Here is an 18,240-nt window from a genome sequence, read left to right as displayed (position 1 = left end):
GGTGCGTTTCTTGTCTTCGACTGTAGACTGCCCTCGATAAGAAACGCAACGTATCTATGAGGGTCGGGTGCGGGACTCGGTGGTGGACCACGACAAGCCGGTGCGGCGGCGCGGCGACGAACTGGAACGGGCGATCCTGGACGCCGTCTGGGCCGAACTCGCCGACCACGGCTACGACCGGCTCACCATGGAGGGCGTCGCCGCCCGCGCCCGGACCAGCAAGCCGGTCCTCTACCGCCGCTGGCCCAACCGCGCCGCCCTCGTCATCGCCGCCCTCGGCCGCAACGCCCCCGACTACCAGGAGCCGCCGGACACCGGCGAGCTGCGGGCCGACCTGATGCTCTTCCTCCGCAGCGTGCTGCACCGCTTCGACGACCTGCCGCCCGCCGCCGTGCACGGCTTCCTGGTCGACCTGCTGCGCGACCCCGAACTGCGGGCCGGCTTCACCGGCGGGCTCACCGCCGAGGGCCCGGTCGGCAGCCTGGGCGTGATGATCCGCCGCGCCGCCGACCGGGGCGAGGTCGACCCCGCCCGGATCACCCCGCGCGTCGTCTCCCTCCCGCTCGACCTGCTGCGGGACGCGTTCCTGGTGGGCGGTTCCGTGCCGTCCGACGCCGTGGTCGCGGAGGTCCTGGACGAGATCGTCCTGCCGCTGCTGCGGGCACCGTCCGGGAGTTGACTGTCCGCCAGGTCTCGATGGGGCGGGTGCGGTGTCCTGCCAGGGCGGGGCCCGCGCCGGTCCGGGGCCTATGCTCGGAGGCGATCGAACGTACGTCCGCGAGGAGGGGCCGAGGCATGAGCGGCAGCGTGGTGGCAGTCAGCAGCAATGCCGAATACTCGTTCACCAAGCCGAACCGGACCAGCATCACCCTGCTCGCCGGACTCGGCGTGGAGGGCGACGTGCACGCCGGGGTGACGGTCAAGCACCGCTCGCGCGTCGCCCAGGACCCGACCCGGCCCAACCTCCGCCAGGTCCACCTCATCCACCGCGAACTCCTCACCGAACTCGGCGAGTCCGGCTACGACGTGGCCCCGGGCGCCCTCGGCGAGAACATCACCACCCAGGGCGTGGACCTGCTCGGCCTGCCGGTCGGCGCGGTGCTGCGCATCGGCGCCGAGGCGGAGGTCGAGATCACCGGCCTGCGCAACCCCTGCGCGCAGATCGACACCTACCGCACGGGCCTGCTCAAGCAGGTCGTCGGCCGCGCCGAGGACGGCAGCATCGTCCGCCGCGCCGGCATCATGGGCGTCGTCCGCACCGGAGGCGCGATCCGCCCCGGCGACACCATCGCCGTCGAACTGCCCGACGGACCGCACCAGCCCCTCGACCGGGTCTGAGGGTCCCGCGGGGAGGAGTTGTCAGGGTGGAAGGGATCACCTTTCGGGCGTGGCGGGGTCCGCACTACGTGACGCTCGCCGAACTGCTGGTCAGGCTCGGCGGTTTCGGGCTGGGGCTGCGGTGGCGGGTGGAGTGCGACGAGGAGTGGGATCTCACCGCGGAGCTGGCGTGCCGGTCCGCGGGTGACGGGATGGACACCCTGACGCTGTTGTCGCTGGTGGCCCCGGGCGTCCAGCTGATCGACGCCGAGGCGCGCGGTTTCGCGGAGGGCGCGCTGGTGGTGGTCCTGGCCGAGGTGGACAGCTCGCTGTGGGACGTCAGAGCGGCCGACGGGCGGGTGCTCGACGAGCTGCGGCGCCAGTTCCCGGACGCCGTCACGCTCCGGCGGGATGCCTGACCGGCCGGCCGGTGCCGGCGGATACCCCCACCCCGTACTGGGGCGGTGGATGAAACGGCCTGGGGCCCGGCAGAGTTCGCTGCCGGGCCCCCGGGGTTGAGCGGGTGTCGTGTTGTGCCCTTCCCTGCCGTGCTGTGCCCTGCCCTGCCCTGCCTTGCCGGATCAGGAGCGGACGAGGCGGGCGATGGCCTGGTTGGCCTCGCGGATCTTGGTGCCCGCCTCCTGGCCGCCGTCGGCGATGGCGTCGCGGACGCAGCATTCGATGTGCTCGTCCAGGAGTTGGAGCGCGAAGGACTGGAGGGCCCGGCTGGCGGCGGAGACCTGGGTGAGGACGTCGATGCAGTAGGTGTCCTGTTCGACCATGCGCTGCAGGCCGCGGATCTGGCCCTCGACGCGGCGGAGCCGCTTGAGGAAGTCGTCCTTGTGGGGGCTGTAACCGGCCATGCCCGTCTCCGGTTCCTGTGCGGTGAGGAGTGCTCTCACTCTACCGGGGCGCGGTGGGAGGGGAGTCAGCCCTCGATGCGGCCGACCAGGTCGTAGCCGGCCTCGTCGATGGCGGCGGCCACGTCGGCGTCGGCGAGCGGCCGGGTGCTGCCGACGGTGACCTTGCCGGTGGTGAGGTCGACGGCGACGTCGGTGACGCCGTCGAGCTTCTTCAACTCCGCGGTGACCGAGGAGACGCAGTGGCCGCAGGTCATGCCCTTGACCTGGAAGGCCGAGGTCGAGGCGGACCCGGTGGCGGGGGCGGTGGTGGCGCCGGTGCCGCACGAGCCGCAGCAGGAGGAGTCCTCGGTGGTGACCTCGAGGGCGGCCTCGGTGGCGGCCGACGCGACGGTGACGGTGGTCTCGCTCATGGGTGTGCTCCTGTCGTCCGTTCCGGCGCCGGCCGGAGTGTCCCGGCCGGCTGCTTCGTTCCGAACATACCATACCCCCCTAGGGTACTGAACAGGCCTGCCCGGCCACGGGTCGTCCGCCCCTGGACGGGATCAACAGCGGGATGTGGCAATCCTGTTGCGGCCACCGGGCAGGGTGGGAGGCGGCCTCCCGCCACCCGGAAACCGGCAGACGACCGACGCCCACCACACGAGGTGAACCCGATGGACCAGACCACTTCCCGCAGCGGTCCGCGCGGCCTGCGCGACACCCTCGCCGCCGGCGAGCGCACGTACTCCTTCGAGTTCTTCCCCGCCAAGGACGAGTCCGGCGAGCGCGCGCTGTGGGCCGCGATCCGGCGGGTCGAGGCGGTCGCGCCGACCTTCGTCTCGGTCACCTACGGCGCGGGCGGCTCCTCGCGCGACCGCACCATCGAGACCACCGAGCGGATCGCCGCGCAGACCACGCTGCGCCCGGTGGCCCACCTCACCGCCGTCGGGCACTCCACCGCCGAACTCCAGGCCGTGCTGCGGCGCTACGCGGACGTCGGGATCCGTGACGTGCTCGCCCTGCGGGGTGATCCGCCCGGCGACCCCAACGGCGTCTGGGAGCAGCATCCGCAGGGGCTGCGGCACGCCGCCGAGCTGGTCCGGCTGGTCAAGGACTGCGGCGCGTTCACCGTCGGCGTGGCGGCCTTCCCCGAGCGCCACCCGCGCTCCGCGGACTGGGACGACGACATCCGGCACTTCGTCGCCAAGTGCCGGGCCGGCGCCGACTACGCCGTCACCCAGATGTTCTTCGAGGTCGAGCACTACCTGCGGCTGCGGGACCGGCTCGCCGCGGCGGGCTGCGGGACGCCGGTCATCCCCGAGATCATGCCCGCCACCGACGTGCGTCAGATCAGCCGCTTCGCCGAGCTGAGCGGGGCGTCCTTCCCGGCCGGGCTGGCGCTGCGGCTGGAGGCGGCCCGCGGCGACCGGGCGGCCGCGCACCGCATCGGCGTCGAGCACGCGACCCGGATGGCGGAGCGCCTGCTGAGTGAGGGCGCGCCGGGCCTGCACTACATCACGCTGAACCGCTCCACCGCCGCGCTGGAGATCCACCGCAACCTCGGACTCGACCGCCCGGTACGGGAACCCGCGGCCGTCGCCCGCGGCTGACCCCGGCCCGCGCCGATACGCCTTGGTCGGGACGTACGGAAAAACCGAGAGGACCCGGGAGCGTAGCCAGCTCCCGGGCCCCTGTTTGCCGCCCAATTGCGCACACCGGCACGTTTAAGGGTCGTGGATCAGATTGAAATCGGCGCGTTCTACCTTTGAACTACCGTGCCACGGAGCGGCACAGACAGGACTTGAACCTGCATTCGTCGATATTCGTCCACACCCGGTCGATCCGGTGTTCGGCGGCGAATGCTGAGACTGGAGCGAGAGTCTGAGATTCACGGGGCCTGCCTCTTCCGAGCTTGGGCTACCCCGGCCGGTGGTGCCGGGGGGAGGACTCGAACCTCCACTGTGACCCCTGGTCAGCTTCAACATCAGTGTCAGCTTTTCGCACCGTGCAGCGCACCCGCCCGGTCTGCCCGGGACGGGTCGTGTTCGCGCTCGGTGCACCCGCCCGGCTCCCCGGGCGGGCGATCATGGGGCTACCGGAACAGGTAGCCGAAGACGGCGTCGCCGACCCGCTGGTCGGTGACCTCGACGGCGTTGGCCTCCTCGCGGGCGAACTTGACGGCCTGCTGGAGCTTCTCCACCCGCTCGGCGAGCTCGTTCACCCGGCGGGCCGGCAGCGCGCCGGAGAACTTGACGGTGGTCCAGTAGCCGACCGCGATGTCCTCGTAGTAGACCTCGACCTGGGCCGGGTGCTTCTCGGTGGCCTCGGCCTTGACGTGGTTGCGGGGCACCTTCTTGGTGCGGATGGTGCGCACCGGCTCGGTCTTCCAGGAGTCGGTGGACGCGTCGAGGTTCCAGGACTCGGAGGCGTCCAGCACCGGGAGCTTCTTGACGAAGGTGAACAGGTCGGTGAGCTGCTTCTCCAGGAAGAGCAGGTACGGCACCGGCACCTGGGCGAGGAGCACCTGGCCGTCCACCACCACGTCGGCGCGGGCGTCGACGTTGGCCCAGTCCTTGGTGGCCGTCACGTCGAAGAGCCGGGTGAGGGTGTTCGCGGTGGACCGCAGGATGTCCTCGGCCTTCAGCTGCACCCGGGTCGACTCCGGCGGGAGCTGCTCGCCCTCCTCGTCCTTGGGCTGGTAGGTGCGGGAGATCCCGGCCAGCAGCGCGGGCTTCTGCAGGTCCTGGTGGGCCTGCGTCAGCTCCTGGAAGGACTTGGACTTGACGCCCTTTTCAACGGCGATGATCTGGTTCAGCTTTGCCACGTCGGGGACGGTACCAGGCTCGAACTGATCGGCGACAGCCAATTCTTGACCGGGTGGCGGGAGGCAGGGCGGGGGCGTCCGCCCGGGTGGACGCCCCCGCCCCGCCGGACGGCGGTCGTCCGTCGGCGCACGGTGACGGTGAAGACCGGGGAGGCGCTGTCCCCGCCGACGATCCGCAGCTCGTTCAGGCCCTTGAGGCCGAGCTTCACGCCGAGCGAGTAGGAGCCGTTGGCGGTGGTGCGGACGGAGGCGGGCAGGGTGACCCACGCGCCGTGCTGCCCGGACATGCCTCCGGCCGGGTCCGTCCCCTGCGCGGACCCGACCGGAGGCCAGGGCGGGTGGGACGCGGTGCGTCGACCGGGCTGGGGTCGGGGGTCGGCGCGCCTGTCCTGTGCCGTGGGGGTCGAGCTTAGGGAGGGGCGGCTTACCGATCGCTTACCGATGGCTTGCCGATCGCTTTACCGATCGCATACCGCCGGTGAGCCGGTGAAAGCGCCCGGTCAGTGGCCGGACGGCTGGGTGTCGCCGAGCTCGCGGGCCTCGGCGAGGACGCGGGCGGCCGAGTCGGGGAGGCCGGCGGCCTGGTAGGCGCGGCCGAGGGCGCGGAGGGCCTCGGCGAGGAAGGAGCGCCAGCCGCGGGCGCGCCAGACCAGGACGGACTCCTCCAGGTGGGCGATGGCGGAGGCGTGGTGCCCGGCGGCCAGGTCGAGTCCGCCGAGGATGCCGAGGGCCTGGGCGAGGTGGTGGCCGAGGTCGAAGCGGCGGGCGATGGCCAGGGCGGCCTCGGCGGTGTCGCGGGCGCGGTCGTCGCCGGTGGCGGCGTAGAGGGTGGCCAGGTAGAGCAGGGAGAAGGCCTCGACGTAGCGGTCGTCGAGGGAGCGGGCCATGGCGAGGGAGCGGGTGAGCAGTTCGCCGCCGCGTTCGGTCTGGCCGGCCCGGGCGTGGGCGGCGCCGAGGAACTGGATGGCGGTGGCTTCGAAGCGGGTGTTGCCGATGAGCCGGGCGAGCCGCAGGGTCTCGGTGAGGTGCTCGATGGTGCGGTCGAGGTCGGTCTCGTTGTGGGCGACGGCGATGATCTGGTGGGCCCGGGCCTGGCCGCCGGGGTGGTCGTGGGCGGTGGCGAGTTCCAGGGCGCGGTGGGCCGCGTCCAGGGCCTCCGGTTCGCGGCCCTGCGCCACCAGGCCCCAGGCGGCGAGGACGAGGGCGTCGGAGGCTCCGCGCGGCTCCCGGACCTGCTCGAACAGGCCGTGGAGGCGGCGCGCGCGGTCCGCCAGGGCGACCATCGTCTGGGTGCCGTCCGCGAGGTCGTCGGTGGTGTCGGCGCCGTCGCCCGGGGCCGTCCAGGTGGTCACCTCGATGAGGCCGCGGGTGAGGACGGCGGTGCCCAGGTCGTCGCCGGCCGCGCGGCAGGCCTGGAGGACGGTGCGGTGCGTGGTGCGCCAGTCGTCGTAGAGGCCGCGCACGTCGCAGTACTTCTCCTGGCAGGCGGCGAGGTCCCAGGCCAGCGGCACCATGCGCAGCGCGGCGGCCTGCCGGGCGCTCGCGTTGAGGGCGGGCTGTTCGGCGTCGAACCAGGCCATCGGGTCGTCGAGCAGCCGGGCCGTGACGGCGGACGGCAGGGGGTGGCGGGGCGCGGGGCCGTGGATCGGCGCGAAGCAGGGCCCGGGGACCTGGTCGGCGGCCTGTTCGGCGAGCCGGAGCCAGGCGCCGAAGGCCCGGGCGAGCGCGGCGGTGCGCGCGGCCGGTTCGTCGGCGGCCTCGGCGTGCTCGCGCGCGTACAGCCGGACCAGGTCGTGGAAGCGGTAGCGCAGGTGCGGCTCGGTGCCGGTCTCCTGGAGGAGCTGGGCGTCGATCAGTTCCTCCAGCTGCTGTTCGGCCTGCTCCACGGGGATGTCGGCCATGGCCGCGGCGGCCCACGGGGCGAAGTCGGGGGCGTCGAGGAGGCCGAGCAGCCGGAAGGTGCGGCGGGTGGGTTCGGAGAGCCGGGCGTAGCCGACGGCGAAGCCGGCCCGTACGGCCAGGTTCCCGGCGGCCAGTTCGTCGAGGCGGCGCCGTTCGTCGCGCAGCAGGTGGGCGAGCCGGGCGAGGGTCCAGCGCGGCCGGGCGGCGAGGCGGGCCCCGGCGATGCGGACGGCCAGCGGCATGCCGCCGCACAGCTCCACGATCTGGGCGGCGGCGACGGGTTCGGCGGCGACGCGGTGGTCGCCGAGGATGCGGCCCAGCATGGTCCGGGCGTGCGGGGCGTCGAGCTCGTGGAGGTCGATGAGCCGGGTGCCGGGGAGGGCGGTGAGCGGGGTCCGGCTGGTGACGAGGACGGCGGGGCGGGCGTCCCCGTGGTCGGCGGGGCTCTGCCGCGCGGGGGTGGCCGGGCCGGCCGGGGTGCCCGGGAGCAGGGGGCCGATCTGCCGTTCGTCGGCGGCGTTGTCGAGGAGGACGAGCGTGCGGCGGCCGGCGAGCAGGGTGCGGTACAGCGCGGAGCGCTCGTCCAGGGAGGCGGGGATCTCCCGGGGGTCGGCGCCAAGGGCGCGCAGGAAGGCGGCCAGGACGCGGCCGGGGTCGGCGGGCGTCTCGTCGACCCCGCGCAGGTCCGCGTACAGCCGGCCGTCGGGGTAGTCGGCGGCGGCGCGGTGGGCGGTGTGGACGGCCAGCGCCGTCTTGCCGATGCCGCCCATGCCGGCGATCACCGGGACCAGGCCGGCCGCCATGGCGTCCAGGGCCAGCCGTACCTGCTCGTCACGGCCGGTGAAGTCCGGAAGGTCCCGGGGGAGTTGGGAGGGGACGCGGGGGTGTCCCGGGGTGCTGCGGGCGCCCTCGCGGTCGTGGGCGAGTAGGGCCAGGAAGACGGTCTGCGCCTGCTCGCCCGGCTCGATCCCGAGCTCCTCGGACAGTCTCCGGCGCAGCGACTGGAAGCGGCGCAGGGCCTCGGCGGAGCGGCCGTCCGCGGCCAGCAGTTCCAGCATCGCGGCGTGCACGGGCTCGTCGAAGGGATGGTCCTCGGCGAGCGCCGTCACCGCGGGGGCGGCGGCGCGGGCGGCGTCGGGCGTCCCGGTGGCGAGGGCGTCCCCGGCCAGGGTGAGGACGGTGGCGCGGACCGTGCCCTCGACGCAGGTCAGCAGCGGGTCCTCGCGGTTCATCCGCTCCAGCCCGGCCAGCACCGGGCCGCGCCGCAGCGCGATCGCCGCGGCCGGGTCCCCGTCGGCGGCGAGCCGGCGGAACCGTCCGAGGTCCACCGCGTCCGGGCCGGTCAGCAGCCGGTACCCCTGGGCGTCGGACTCCAGCACCACCGTCTCGTCCCCGAACCCCCCGAGCCAGGTGCGCAGCCGGGACATGCCGGTGTGCACCGCGCCCCGGCCGATCCGCTCCGCCTGCTCGGCCCAGACGAGTTCCAGCAGGCGGCCGACGGGCAGCCGCTCGCCCTCCGCGAGCAGCAGGGCGCCGAGCAGCCCGCGCAGCACGGCGGCCCTCGGCAGCGCCTGCGGCTCGGAGTCCACGGCGACCGTGAGGGGGCCCAGCAGTCCGAACGTCATCGTCATCCGCATCAGCCCCCAGGGGTCACGGCCGGTCCATGCCCGGGTCGCGCCGCCCGGCCGGTCGGGCGGCGGCCGCCGGGCCGCGGCACGACCATGACCCTAGTACGGGCACGGACTCAGTGGGGACGACCGGGACCGTACGGTCCGGCGCGCGTCCCGGGTGTCGGCGCGCCATCGGTGTCTGATACCCCGTACGGGTATATGGTGGCCGGCGCCCCAGCGGAGTCCCGCGGCACCACGGGAAGGCGGACCACCATGCACGCGATCCTGCACGCGCTGTCCATCGCCGGATCGATGACCTGGGAGATCACCTGGGCCCTCATCCTCGGCTTCCTGCTCTCCGCCGTCGTCCAGGCCGTCGTCCACAAGGCCACCGTGGTCCGGCTGCTCGGCGACGACCGCCCGCGCACCCTCGCCGTCGCCGCCGCCCTCGGCGCGGCCTCCTCCTCCTGCTCGTACGCGGCCGTCGCCCTGGCCCGCTCGCTGTTCCGCAAGGGCGCCGACTTCACCGCCGCGATGGCCTTCGAGATCGCCTCGACCAACCTGGTCGTCGAACTCGGCGTCATCCTGGCCCTGTTGCTCGGCTGGCAGTTCACCGCGGCCGAATTCGTCGGCGGGCCGCTGATGATCCTGCTGCTCGCCGTGCTCTTCCGGCTGCTGCTGCGCGACAGCCTGCTGAGCGAGGCCCGCGCCCAGGCCGAGCACGGCCGGGCCGGCTCGATGGAGGGGCACGCGGCGATGGACATGTCGGTGGCCGGGGAGGGTTCCTTCGCCCGCCGGCTGCTCTCCCGGCCGGGCGTCACCGCCGTCTCGCACGTCTTCGTGATGGAGTGGGCGGCGATCCTCCGGGACCTCGTCCTCGGCCTGCTCATCGCCGGCGCCATCGCCGCCTGGGTGCCCGACTCCTTCTGGCAGGCCTTCTTCTTCGCCGACCACCCGCTCGCCGGCAAGCTCTGGGGCCCGCTGGTCGGACCGCTGGTGGCGATCGCGTCCTTCGTCTGCTCGATCGGCAACGTGCCGCTCGCGGTGGTGCTGTGGAAGGGCGGCATCAGCTTCGGCGGCGTGGTCGCGTTCATCTTCGCGGACCTGCTGATCCTGCCGATCCTGAACATCTACCGGAAGTACTACGGCGGCCGGACGGCCCTCTTCCTGCTCGGCACCTTCTACGCGGCGATGGCGCTCGCCGGCTACGCGGTCGAGTTCCTGTTCGGCGGCCTCGGCCTGGTCCCGAACCATCGGGACGCGGAGATCCCGATGTCGGGCGTGGAGTGGAACTACACCACCTGGCTCAACATCGCCTTCCTGCTGCTCGCGGCCGCCCTCCTCATCCGCTTCCTCCGCACCGGCGGCGCCGCGATGCTCCGGATGATGGGCGGCGGTCCGGACGCCGCGGACCACGGAGGGCGCGACCGCCACTGACCGGGGGAGCCTCCCGCGAGCGATGTTGCGCGTTCCACAACTCCCCATCCCTGACAGGACACTGGCCGAATCCGGGCCTAGCGTGGAGATATCGGAAATGTCATGCGAAAACTACGTACAGTGATCGAAAGGAGGGTCGATCATGGCGCCGCAGGACAACCCGGCCTTCCCCGGCTTCGCCAAGTTCATCGACTCCGTCGCCTCGGCCCGGCACGAGGACTTCGTGCGCCGGGGGCTGGCGGGCACGACCAGCGCGGACGACTTCTCCGCGATGGTGGAAAGCATCAGCAACCTCTACGCAGGTGTCGAGGTCACGCACAGCTTCGTCGACGAGAACGGGCAGGTCTTCGACTGTGTCCCGATCGAAAGCCAGCCCGCCCTCAGGGGCAGCTTCAGAGCTCCCGCCACACCCCCGGACGCCCCGGTCGCGGCCGGGCCACGGGGCGCCGGCCAGGGCACGCCGGTCCAGCCGCAGCTGCGGTCCGACCGGCTGGACAAGTTCGGCCACGCGATGTCCTGCCCGCCCGGGACGATCGCGATGCGCCGCGTCACCCTCGAGGAGCTGACGAGGAGCGGCGGCGTGCAGAACTTCCACCGGAAGTATCCGCAGGGGAAAGGCCGCCACCCCAGACTGAGCCCTCCTGAGGAGGCCGCCTCGGGCATCCACAAGTACGCGCACGCCTTCCAGGGGGTGGACAACCTCGGTGGTCACGACTTCGTCAACCTCTGGGACCCCAACGTCGGATCGGAGATCTTCTCGCTCTCCCAGCACTGGTACGCCGGCGGCTCACCCCTGCAGACCGTCGAGTGCGGCTCCCAGGTCTACCCGGCGAAGTACGGCACCACCCAGCCGGTCCTCTTCATCTACTGGACGGCCGACGGCTACCAGAACACCGGGTGCTACAACCTCGACTGCTCGGCGTTCGTCCAGACGAACGGCGCCTGGGCCATCGGCGGCACGCTCGGCCCGGTGAGCGTCTCGGGCGGTGCGCAGTACGAACTGGAGATGTCCTACTACCTCACGGGCGGGAACTGGTGGCTCTACCTGGGCGGCACCTCGGCGAGCAACGCGGTCGGCTACTACCCCGGCTCGCTGTTCAACGGCGGCCAGCTCGCCAGCAACGCCCAGGACATCGACTACGGCGGTGAGGTGGTGAACAACGTGGCGTGGCCGCCGATGGGCAGCGGCGCCTTCGCCGAGAGCGGCTGGCAGTTCGCCGCCTACCAGCGCAACGTCTACTACTTCGCGACCGACAACACCTCCCAGTTCGCGAAGCTGACCGGAGTCCAGTCGTCGCCGAACTGCTTCACCATCGTCGTCGGCAACGCCCCCGACCCGTGGAACGAGTACTTCTTCTTCGGCGGCCCGGGCGGAGGCTCCTGCACCTGACCCGGCCGCACACGACACCGGAGCACCCTCGCGCGAGAAGTCGGCCCGGCCGACTTCTCGCGAAGGGTGCTCATGCGTTGGGGAGTTCGCCGGTCTTGATAGCGGTGACGAAGGCCGTCCACGCGCCGGTGGGGAAGGCGAGCGCCGGGCCGTCGGGGTCCTTGGAGTCGCGGACCGGGATGATGCCTGTGTTGAGGAGTGTGACCTCAACGCATGCGGATTGTCCGTTGCTGCGGGTGGACTTGACCCACACCGCTCCTGTCAGGTCAACCGTGTCCATAGCTTCCTGCCACTTCGGAGATCAGCAGCTTCGACGCCTGCTCGCTGAATGCTGACGACCTGCGCGAGAAGTCGGCTGGATCGACTTCTCGCGCACCGGGGTTCAGGTGTTCGGGAGTTCGCTGGTCTTGATGGCCGTGACGAAGGCCGTCCACGCGTCGGTGGGGAAGGCCAGGGCCGGCCCGCTGGGGTCCTTGGAGTCGCGGACCGGGACGATGCCGGTGAAGCCGTCGGCGACCTCGATGCAGTTCGACACCGGTGAGTTGGTGCTCGGGGAGCTCGTGACCAACGCGGTCCTCCACGCCAAGACCCCGCCGGGGCGGCTCATCTTCATCCGGTTCGAGCTGAGCCCCGACGCCCTCCGCATCGAGGTGCACGACGCCGACGGCAACCGGCCGTCCGTACCGCCGCCCGCCGCCGAGCACGACGAGACCGGGCGCGGGCTCCGGCTCGTCTCCCAGCTCGCCGCCGGCTGGGGCTGCTGTCCGCGCGAGGGCGGCATCGGCAAGGTGATGTGGGCATTGATCGACGGGGGCGCGCGGTGAGCCCCGAACTCCCCTTCCCCGTCACCGTCGAGATCAAGGGCATCGCGAAGGCCGCCACCTTCGCCAAGCTCCCCGACGCCCTGGATGCCGTCCGCACCAGCCTCGCCCGGCTCCCGCTGGACGACGACCAGGCCAGCTACCTCGCCGACTTCTTCTCCCCGGCCTCCGCCGACCGGATCGCCCACCAGCTGATCCACGTCGGCACGGTGCGCCTGCTCGCCTTCGTGGGGATCGAATCCCACCTCGTCGACCTCCGGCCGGCCTCCGAGTGACCGGCCGGCTCACCTGGGCCCGCATCGAACTGTGGTGGTGCCTCAACGCCCAGTTCTCCCGCCCGGTTCGCGCCATCAGCCCCCGCCGCCGGGCCGCCCACGCCGAGATGCAGCGCTGGCTGGCCACCCCGGGTAACGCCGAGGCCCTTCTCCTCTCCGTACTCCGGCAGGTCGCCCGAAACTCGCCCGGGTAAGCAGGGGTGCCGGGCGATCCCGCGTGGATCGCCCGGCACCCCTTCAAACGTTCTTGCTCATTGCAGACCCCGGCTTCAGCTGGGGGTCTGCTCATCCTTGGCCCTGAACCGCGAAGCGGCGCGGGTCGCTGCGTTGTCAGTGACGTGCGCTACGTTGATCGCCGCAACCGATGGGGGTGTTCCCATGCTGTCCGGCCGCAGGTACCGGCTCGAACTTGACGCTGAGCAGGTCGAGTTGTGCGAGAAGTTCGGCGACATCTGTCGTTCGGTGTGGAACACCGCCCTTGAGCAGCGCCGGGAGTACCGGCGTCGCGGGGCATGGATGAACTACGTGCCGCAGGCCGCTGAGCTGGCCGACGCCAAGCGGGAGTTCCCGTGGTTGAAGGACGCGCCGTCGCACGTGTTGCAGCAGACCCTTCGGGATCTGGACCGGGCATGTCGTGAGCACGGGACGTATCGGGTCCGGTGGCGCTCCAAGGCCCGCTGGTCGCCGTCGTTCCGGTTCCCCGCCGGGAACCTGATCACGGTCGAGCGGATCGGCCGGAAGTGGGGACGGGCGAAGCTGCCGAAGCTGGGGTGGGTCCGGTTCCGCTGGTCCCGGCCGATCGGGGGCGAAGTGCGGTCGGCGACGGTTGCCCGGCAGGGATGTCAGTGGTTCGTCTCGTTCCTGGTTGAGGACGGCAAGCGGACGCCGCAGCAGCACTTGATGCCGAAGACCGCCGTAGGTGTGGACCGGGGCGTCAAGGTTGCCGCGACCACCAGTGGCGGTCACTTCCACGACCGTGAGTACATCACCACGGGCGAGACGAAGAGGCTGCGCCGCCTGCAACAGCAGCTCTCCCGCTGCGAGCGCGGCAGTAACCGCCGCCGCTCAGTGCTGGCGAGGATCAACACCGTCACCGGCCGTGTCCGTAACCGTCGCGCCGACTTCTGCGCGCAGACCGCTCACACACTGGCCACCCGTAACGCGGTGGTGGTGCTGGAAGACCTCCGCGCCAGGAGCATGACCGCCTCGGCGGCGGGAACCATCGAACAGCCCGGCCGCAACGTTCGCGCCAAGGCCGGACTGAACCGAGCCATCCTGGACAAGGGATGGCACATGCTCGAACTCGCGCTCCGCAACGCGGCGCGCACCACCGGGACGACGGTCGTCCTGGTCGATCCCGCGTACACGTCGCAGACCTGCCACGCCTGCAAGCATGTGGACCCGAAGAACCGTGAGAGTCAAGCGGTCTTCGAGTGCACCGCCTGCGGGTACCGGGACCACGCCGACGTGAACGCCGCGAAGAACATCCTCAACGCCGCAGGGCATGCGGTGTCAGGGCGTGGAGACCTCGGGGTTGCCCGGTCCGTGAAGCGCCAACCACCGGCGACGCGCACACGCACGGGGCGAAGCCCCCGCGCGGCACGCGTGGCCGGAATCCCCGTGCTGTAGCGCGGGGAGGAAGTCAAGCGGGTCGATCAGATGGAACGCGATGCATCGGTCGTGGATTTCACCTCCCGTCTGCTCTCGGGACTCGTACGGACCGAGAACACCGCCGCCCTGCGCCAAGCGCTGCCCGAAGCCCTGCCGTGGGTCACCTTCCTGCCCGAGGAGGACGTCGACGCGCTGCTCGCCGAACTGGTCGACACGGCACGCGGCGCGGTGGAGCTGGACAACCTCGCCCCGATCGCGGTCCTGCTCACCCAGTGGAAGCACAGCGCCGAGATCCACGCGGATCCCGCGCTGTACGCCCTCCTCACCCGCGAGCCCGAGGGCGACCTCGGGCCAGTGCCCCGGCCCGAGGTTGCAGAGTCGTGAACTGCGCGGTGCCGGGCGATCCGCGTGGATCGCCCGGCACCGTGGTGTTCCGGGCTTGCTCAGTGCTGGTGGCTGGCGGTGGGCTCGGTCGGGTGGGCGGTGGTGGTGAGGGTGAAGGCCGCGGTGTGGACGGTGTCCTGGTGCTTGAAGTCCAGGAAGAGGCGGTAGTCGCCGGGGCTCGGGGCGGTGGTGGTGAAGCCGATCTCCGGGCCCGGGGCGGTGGTGTCCGGGTGGACGTGCAGGTAGGCGAGGTCGCCGGCGCGGAGCGCGACGAGGTGGCCGTACGCGCCGAGGTAGGGCTGGAGGTCGGTGACCGGCTTGCCGTCCTTGCTGACGCTCAGGGTGAGCCGGCCGCTTCGCCCCGGGGTGAGGTCGCCGCCGAGGGTCACGGTGTAGCCGTCCGCGGTGACGGTCCGGCCGGTCTCCGGGAGCGGGGCCGGGCGTAGGTCGCCCGCGGCGTGCAGGTCGGCGCCGAGGGTGAGGCCCTCGGCGGCACCGGCCGGGGTGAAGTCGGCGAAGACCCGGTACTCGCCGGCGGCGGGTACGGCGGCCGGGGCGCTCCAGGTGCCGTCGGCGGCGAGGGTCGGGTGCAGGTGCTGGAAGGTGGAGAGGTCGCGCGGGGCGACGATCAGGTGCAGGTCCTTCTCGTGCTCCTGCTGGTACGCGGTGACCGGCTTGCCGTCCGTATCGAGGATGCGGAACCGCAGGTCGGTGGGGGAGCCGGCGGTGACGAAGGGGTTCTCGACGCTGAGGGTGTAGCCGCGCTCGGAGATCTGCAGCCCGCCGGGCAGGTGGTCGGCGGCCGCCTCGCCCGTCCGTCCGGGCCCTCCGGTGTCGTGGCCCGCGTGCGCGGCGGTGACGGGCCTGGGGGAGGGGCCGCTGCCGGTGGCGTTGCCGACGCCGAGGGCGAGGCCGAAGGCGGCGGCGAGGCCGGCGGTGAAGGCGGTGATGCGCAGCGCGGTGTTCATGGCGGTTCTCCTCGGGGGCGTGGGCGGCGTATGGGGGGAGGGGCTCAGGTGCGCATGAGCCGGGCGATGGCCTGCGTGGCCTCGGCGACCTTGAGGTCGGCCTCGGTGCCGCCGCCCGCGATGGCGTCCTGGACGCAGTGGGCGAGGTGGCTGTCGAGCAGCTGCAGTGCGACGGACTGGAGGGCCTTGGTGGCGGCCGAGACCTGGGTGAGGACGTCGATGCAGTAGGTGTCGGTGTCGACCATGCGCTGGAGGCCGCGGATCTGGCCCTCGACGCGGCGCAGTCTGCGCAGGAGCTGGTCCTTCTCGGTGCGGTAGCCGGTCATGCGGGCCTCCTCGGGATTCCGGCGGGGCGTGCGGGGAGTGCGGGTGTGCGGGTGTGCGGGGCGCGCTGTGCGGCCCCGATGCTCATGAGTGAATACCCCATGGGGGTATCAAGTCAAGCGGATCGGCGCCCCGGAAAATACCTGCCGGGGGTATCGCTCAGGCCTTGCCGACGATACCCCTCAGGGGTATAAATGAACCCGGCGCCGCCCGATACCCCTCATGGGTATGAAGGCCCGGCCGTCGAAGGCAAGGCAACCGACGTCACGAGGAGCGACGATGACTACGCAGGCACCCGCCTCCGCGGAGGTGGAACTCTCGATCGGCGGAATGACGTGCGCCTCGTGCGCGGCCCGCATCGAGAAGAAGCTCAACCGGATGGACGGGGTCACCGCCAGCGTCAACTACGCCACCGAGAAGGCGAAGGTCTCCTTCGAGGGCGGCGTCGAGGTCGCCGACCTGATCGCCACCGTCGAGGCCACCGGCTACACCGCGGCACTGCCCCAGCCCCCGGTCGCCGAGGGCGGGGCCGGCGAGCCGGCCGAGCCGGCCGACGAACTCGCCCCGCTGCGGGCCCGGTTGTTCACCGCGCTGGTACTCGCCGTGCCCGTGATCGCGATGGCGATGGTGCCCGCGCTGCAGTTCGACAACTGGCAGTGGCTCTCCCTGACCCTGACCGCCCCGGTCGTCACCTACGCCGCCTGGCCGTTCCACCGGGCGGCCTGGACCAACGCCCGGCACGGCGCCGCGACGATGGACACCCTGGTCTCGCTCGGCACCGGCGCCGCGTTCCTCTGGTCGCTCTGGGCGCTGTTCTTCGGCGACGCCGGGATGGCCGGCATGCGGCACGGCTTCGAGTTCACCATCGCCCGCAGCGACGGCGCGTCCAACATCTACCTGGAGGCGGCGGCCGGCGTCACCGCCTTCATCCTGGCCGGCCGCTACTTCGAGGCCCGCTCCAAGCGCACCGCCGGCGCCGCGCTCAAGGCGCTGCTGGAACTGGGCGCCAAGGACGTGACGGTGCTGCGCGGCTCCACTGAGGTGCGTATCCCGATCGCCGAACTCGCCGTGGGCGACCGCTTCCTGGTGCGGCCCGGCGAGAAGATCGCCACCGACGGCACGGTGGTCGAGGGCGCTTCGGCGGTGGACGCCTCGATGCTGACCGGCGAGTCCGTGCCGGTCGAGGTCGGGGTCGGCGACAGCGTCACCGGTGCGACCGTCAACGCGGGCGGCCGGCTGGTCGTCGAGGCCACCCGGGTCGGCGCGGACACCCAGCTGTCCCGGATGGCCAAGCTGGTCGAGGACGCGCAGAACGGCAAGGCCGCCGCGCAGCGCCTCGCCGACCGGATCTCCGCGGTCTTCGTACCGATCGTCATCACCCTCGCGGTGGCCACCCTCGGCTACTGGCTGGGCACCGGCGAGGGCTGGACCGCCGCCTTCACCGCCGCGGTGGCCGTGCTGATCATCGCCTGCCCGTGCGCCCTCGGCCTGGCCACCCCGACCGCGCTGCTCGTCGGCACCGGCCGCGGCGCCCAGCTCGGCATCCTGATCAAGGGCCCGGAGGTCCTGGAGTCCACCCGCAAGGTCGACACCGTCGTCCTGGACAAGACCGGCACCGTCACCACCGGCCAGATGACCCTGCTCGCCGTGCACACCGCCGCCACCACCACCCGGGCCGAGGTGCTGCGGCTGGCCGGGGCCCTGGAGCACGCCTCCGAGCACCCGATCGCCCGGGCGATCGCCGGCGCCGCCGCCAAGGCCGGCGAACTGCCCGCCGTGGAGGGCTTCGAGAACGTCCCGGGCCTGGGCGTCCAGGGTGTGGTGGACGGCCACGCGGTGGTGGCCGGCCGCGAGGCGCTGCTCAACGAGTGGTCGCAGTACCTGCCGGCGGAGCTGGCCGAGGCCAAGCGCACCGCCGAGGCCGCCGGGCGCACCGCGGTCGCGGTCGGCTGGGACGGTGAGGCGCGGGCCGTGCTGGAGGTCGCCGACGCGGTCAAGCCGACCAGCGCCGAGGCCATCGGCAAGCTGCGCGCGCTGGGCCTGACCCCGGTGCTGCTGACCGGCGACAACCGGCTGGTCGCCGAGGCGGTGGCGGCCGAGGTCGGCATCGCACCGGAGCACGTGATCGCCGAGGTCATGCCGCAGGACAAGGTCGAGACGGTCAGGCGGCTGCAGGCCGAGGGCCGGGTCGTCGCGATGGTCGGCGACGGCGTCAACGACGCCGCCGCGCTCGCCCAGGCCGACCTGGGCCTGGCCATGGGCACCGGCACCGACGCCGCGATCGAGGCCGGCGACCTCACCCTGGTCCGCGGCGACCTGCTGGCCGCGGCCGACGCCATCCGGCTCTCCCGCAAGACCCTCGGCACCATCAAGAGCAACCTGTTCTGGGCCTTCGGCTACAACGTCGCCGCCCTGCCGCTGGCCGCCGCCGGACTGCTCAACCCGATGATCGCCGGGGCCGCGATGGCCTTCTCCTCGGTCTTCGTGGTCGGCAACAGCCTCCGGCTGCGCCGCTTCCGCTGAGCCGCGGGCCCT

The 18,240-nt window shown here is 72.3% G+C and carries 21 protein-coding genes; 12 read left to right on the top strand and 9 right to left on the bottom strand.

The features are described from left to right. The first annotated feature begins 67 nt into the window (after window positions 1-67). The 3 genes from ACYP53_RS27600 to ACYP53_RS27590 all read left to right on the top strand — a co-directional run bounded on the left by ACYP53_RS27600 (window position 68) and on the right by ACYP53_RS27590 (window position 1,736). Window positions 68-679, top strand: a complete 612-nt coding sequence (locus ACYP53_RS27600) for a TetR/AcrR family transcriptional regulator (protein WP_459649410.1) — start codon at window positions 68-70, stop codon at window positions 677-679. Window positions 680-795: 116 nt separating this feature from the next. Beyond that, window positions 796-1,338, top strand: a complete 543-nt coding sequence (locus ACYP53_RS27595) for an MOSC domain-containing protein (protein ID WP_459649409.1) — start codon at window positions 796-798, stop codon at window positions 1,336-1,338. 26 nt (window positions 1,339-1,364) lie between these two features. Continuing rightward, a complete protein-coding gene (locus ACYP53_RS27590; protein ID WP_459649408.1) occupies window positions 1,365-1,736 on the top strand; it encodes a hypothetical protein in 372 nt (123 codons plus the stop codon). A gap of 162 nt (window positions 1,737-1,898) precedes the next feature. Here the strand turns inward: ACYP53_RS27590 and ACYP53_RS27585 are convergent, their stop codons facing one another. Together ACYP53_RS27585 and ACYP53_RS27580 are read right to left on the bottom strand one after the other, a co-directional pair. Beyond that, window positions 1,899-2,219, bottom strand: a complete 321-nt coding sequence (locus tag ACYP53_RS27585) for a metal-sensitive transcriptional regulator (RefSeq protein WP_459649407.1) — start codon at window positions 2,217-2,219, stop codon at window positions 1,899-1,901. A gap of 26 nt (window positions 2,220-2,245) precedes the next feature. Continuing rightward, on the bottom strand, window positions 2,246-2,590 hold the full coding sequence (locus tag ACYP53_RS27580; RefSeq protein ID WP_459649406.1) for a cation transporter: 345 nt from the start codon (window positions 2,588-2,590) through the stop codon (window positions 2,246-2,248). Window positions 2,591-2,833: 243 nt separating this feature from the next. On the opposite strand from ACYP53_RS27580, the gene metF reads away from it, so the two are divergent. Next, complete coding sequence (gene metF / locus ACYP53_RS27575; RefSeq protein ID WP_459649405.1) at window positions 2,834-3,769, top strand: methylenetetrahydrofolate reductase [NAD(P)H]; 936 nt, start codon at window positions 2,834-2,836, stop codon at window positions 3,767-3,769. A gap of 482 nt (window positions 3,770-4,251) precedes the next feature. Here the strand turns inward: metF and ACYP53_RS27570 are convergent, their stop codons facing one another. From ACYP53_RS27570 to ACYP53_RS27560, 3 genes are all read right to left on the bottom strand, one after another. Next, a complete protein-coding gene (locus tag ACYP53_RS27570; protein ID WP_189916935.1) occupies window positions 4,252-4,983 on the bottom strand; it encodes a DUF7873 family protein in 732 nt (243 codons plus the stop codon). Continuing rightward, on the bottom strand, window positions 4,971-5,270 hold the full coding sequence (locus ACYP53_RS27565; protein WP_459649404.1) for a hypothetical protein: 300 nt from the start codon (window positions 5,268-5,270) through the stop codon (window positions 4,971-4,973). Before ACYP53_RS27565 ends, ACYP53_RS27570 begins: the two co-directional genes overlap by 13 nt. A 213-nt stretch (window positions 5,271-5,483) precedes the next feature. Next, the gene (locus ACYP53_RS27560) at window positions 5,484-8,516 is read right to left on the bottom strand and encodes an ATP-binding protein (RefSeq protein WP_459649403.1); all 3,033 of its coding nucleotides are present in this window, start codon (window positions 8,514-8,516) and stop codon (window positions 5,484-5,486) included. Between the two features lie 252 nt (window positions 8,517-8,768). Between ACYP53_RS27560 and ACYP53_RS27555 the strand changes: the two genes are divergently transcribed. Together ACYP53_RS27555 and ACYP53_RS27550 are read left to right on the top strand one after the other, a co-directional pair. Beyond that, complete coding sequence (locus ACYP53_RS27555) at window positions 8,769-9,932, top strand: permease (protein WP_459649402.1); 1,164 nt, start codon at window positions 8,769-8,771, stop codon at window positions 9,930-9,932. Window positions 9,933-10,074: 142 nt separating this feature from the next. Beyond that, a complete protein-coding gene (locus ACYP53_RS27550; protein WP_459649401.1) occupies window positions 10,075-11,322 on the top strand; it encodes a neprosin family prolyl endopeptidase in 1,248 nt (415 codons plus the stop codon). Between the two features lie 70 nt (window positions 11,323-11,392). Here the strand turns inward: ACYP53_RS27550 and ACYP53_RS27545 are convergent, their stop codons facing one another. After that, window positions 11,393-11,602 (bottom strand): DUF397 domain-containing protein, encoded by a 210-nt coding sequence (locus tag ACYP53_RS27545; protein WP_459649400.1) that lies wholly within the window; start codon window positions 11,600-11,602, stop codon window positions 11,393-11,395. 102 nt (window positions 11,603-11,704) lie between these two features. Further along, window positions 11,705-11,857 carry a DUF397 domain-containing protein gene (locus tag ACYP53_RS27540; RefSeq protein ID WP_459649399.1) on the bottom strand — a complete coding sequence of 51 codons (153 nt, stop codon included), beginning with the start codon at window positions 11,855-11,857 and terminating at the stop codon, window positions 11,705-11,707. Here ACYP53_RS27540 and ACYP53_RS27535 point away from each other — a divergent pair. The 5 genes from ACYP53_RS27535 to ACYP53_RS27515 all read left to right on the top strand — a co-directional run bounded on the left by ACYP53_RS27535 (window position 11,844) and on the right by ACYP53_RS27515 (window position 14,413). Continuing rightward, window positions 11,844-12,146: an ATP-binding protein gene (locus tag ACYP53_RS27535; RefSeq protein WP_459649398.1), complete on the top strand. Its 303-nt coding sequence runs from the start codon at window positions 11,844-11,846 to the stop codon at window positions 12,144-12,146. The two genes, ACYP53_RS27540 and ACYP53_RS27535, sit on opposite strands and share 14 nt — an antisense overlap. Then, the gene (locus tag ACYP53_RS27530; protein ID WP_459649397.1) at window positions 12,143-12,418 is read left to right on the top strand and encodes a hypothetical protein; all 276 of its coding nucleotides are present in this window, start codon (window positions 12,143-12,145) and stop codon (window positions 12,416-12,418) included. The genes ACYP53_RS27535 and ACYP53_RS27530 overlap by 4 nt, the downstream gene beginning before the upstream one ends. Beyond that, window positions 12,415-12,612: a hypothetical protein gene (locus tag ACYP53_RS27525; RefSeq protein WP_459649396.1), complete on the top strand. Its 198-nt coding sequence runs from the start codon at window positions 12,415-12,417 to the stop codon at window positions 12,610-12,612. Before ACYP53_RS27530 ends, ACYP53_RS27525 begins: the two co-directional genes overlap by 4 nt. A 184-nt stretch (window positions 12,613-12,796) precedes the next feature. Beyond that, window positions 12,797-14,047, top strand: a complete 1,251-nt coding sequence (locus tag ACYP53_RS27520) for an RNA-guided endonuclease InsQ/TnpB family protein (RefSeq protein WP_459649395.1) — start codon at window positions 12,797-12,799, stop codon at window positions 14,045-14,047. 51 nt (window positions 14,048-14,098) lie between these two features. Continuing rightward, on the top strand, window positions 14,099-14,413 hold the full coding sequence (locus tag ACYP53_RS27515; protein ID WP_459649394.1) for a hypothetical protein: 315 nt from the start codon (window positions 14,099-14,101) through the stop codon (window positions 14,411-14,413). A gap of 59 nt (window positions 14,414-14,472) precedes the next feature. On the opposite strand, the gene ACYP53_RS27510 is transcribed toward ACYP53_RS27515, so the two are convergent. Both ACYP53_RS27510 and ACYP53_RS27505 read right to left on the bottom strand, forming a co-directional pair. Then, window positions 14,473-15,381, bottom strand: a complete 909-nt coding sequence (locus ACYP53_RS27510; RefSeq protein WP_459649393.1) for a hypothetical protein — start codon at window positions 15,379-15,381, stop codon at window positions 14,473-14,475. Between the two features lie 44 nt (window positions 15,382-15,425). Further along, the gene (locus ACYP53_RS27505) at window positions 15,426-15,707 is read right to left on the bottom strand and encodes a metal-sensitive transcriptional regulator (protein ID WP_189916952.1); all 282 of its coding nucleotides are present in this window, start codon (window positions 15,705-15,707) and stop codon (window positions 15,426-15,428) included. A gap of 277 nt (window positions 15,708-15,984) precedes the next feature. On the opposite strand from ACYP53_RS27505, the gene ACYP53_RS27500 reads away from it, so the two are divergent. Next, window positions 15,985-18,228, top strand: coding sequence for a heavy metal translocating P-type ATPase (locus ACYP53_RS27500; protein ID WP_459649392.1), 2,244 nt, complete (start codon window positions 15,985-15,987; stop codon window positions 18,226-18,228). The last annotated feature ends 12 nt before the right edge of the window (window positions 18,229-18,240 follow it).

This window comes from Kitasatospora sp. Ki12 (assembly GCF_054601375.1).
Note: the sequence above shows the minus strand (reverse complement) of the source record. Positions and strands in the feature narration are given on the sequence as shown.

What these genes read in the sequence shown, in the direction of transcription:
- ACYP53_RS27545 (WP_459649400.1), bottom strand. Translation starts at nt 11,602, where the DNA reads ATGGACACGGTTGACCTGACAGGAGCGGTGTGGGTCAAGTCCACCCGC.
- ACYP53_RS27520 (WP_459649395.1), top strand. Translation starts at nt 12,797, where the DNA reads ATGCTGTCCGGCCGCAGGTACCGGCTCGAACTTGACGCTGAGCAGGTC.
- ACYP53_RS27555 (WP_459649402.1), top strand. Translation starts at nt 8,769, where the DNA reads ATGCACGCGATCCTGCACGCGCTGTCCATCGCCGGATCGATGACCTGG.
- ACYP53_RS27505 (WP_189916952.1), bottom strand. Translation starts at nt 15,707, where the DNA reads ATGACCGGCTACCGCACCGAGAAGGACCAGCTCCTGCGCAGACTGCGC.
- ACYP53_RS27535 (WP_459649398.1), top strand. Translation starts at nt 11,844, where the DNA reads ATGCAGTTCGACACCGGTGAGTTGGTGCTCGGGGAGCTCGTGACCAAC.
- ACYP53_RS27560 (WP_459649403.1), bottom strand. Translation starts at nt 8,516, where the DNA reads ATGACGATGACGTTCGGACTGCTGGGCCCCCTCACGGTCGCCGTGGAC.
- ACYP53_RS27550 (WP_459649401.1), top strand. Translation starts at nt 10,075, where the DNA reads ATGGCGCCGCAGGACAACCCGGCCTTCCCCGGCTTCGCCAAGTTCATC.
- ACYP53_RS27580 (WP_459649406.1), bottom strand. Translation starts at nt 2,590, where the DNA reads ATGAGCGAGACCACCGTCACCGTCGCGTCGGCCGCCACCGAGGCCGCC.
- ACYP53_RS27510 (WP_459649393.1), bottom strand. Translation starts at nt 15,381, where the DNA reads ATGAACACCGCGCTGCGCATCACCGCCTTCACCGCCGGCCTCGCCGCC.
- metF (WP_459649405.1), top strand. Translation starts at nt 2,834, where the DNA reads ATGGACCAGACCACTTCCCGCAGCGGTCCGCGCGGCCTGCGCGACACC.
- ACYP53_RS27565 (WP_459649404.1), bottom strand. Translation starts at nt 5,270, where the DNA reads ATGTCCGGGCAGCACGGCGCGTGGGTCACCCTGCCCGCCTCCGTCCGC.
- ACYP53_RS27500 (WP_459649392.1), top strand. Translation starts at nt 15,985, where the DNA reads ATGACTACGCAGGCACCCGCCTCCGCGGAGGTGGAACTCTCGATCGGC.
- ACYP53_RS27595 (WP_459649409.1), top strand. Translation starts at nt 796, where the DNA reads ATGAGCGGCAGCGTGGTGGCAGTCAGCAGCAATGCCGAATACTCGTTC.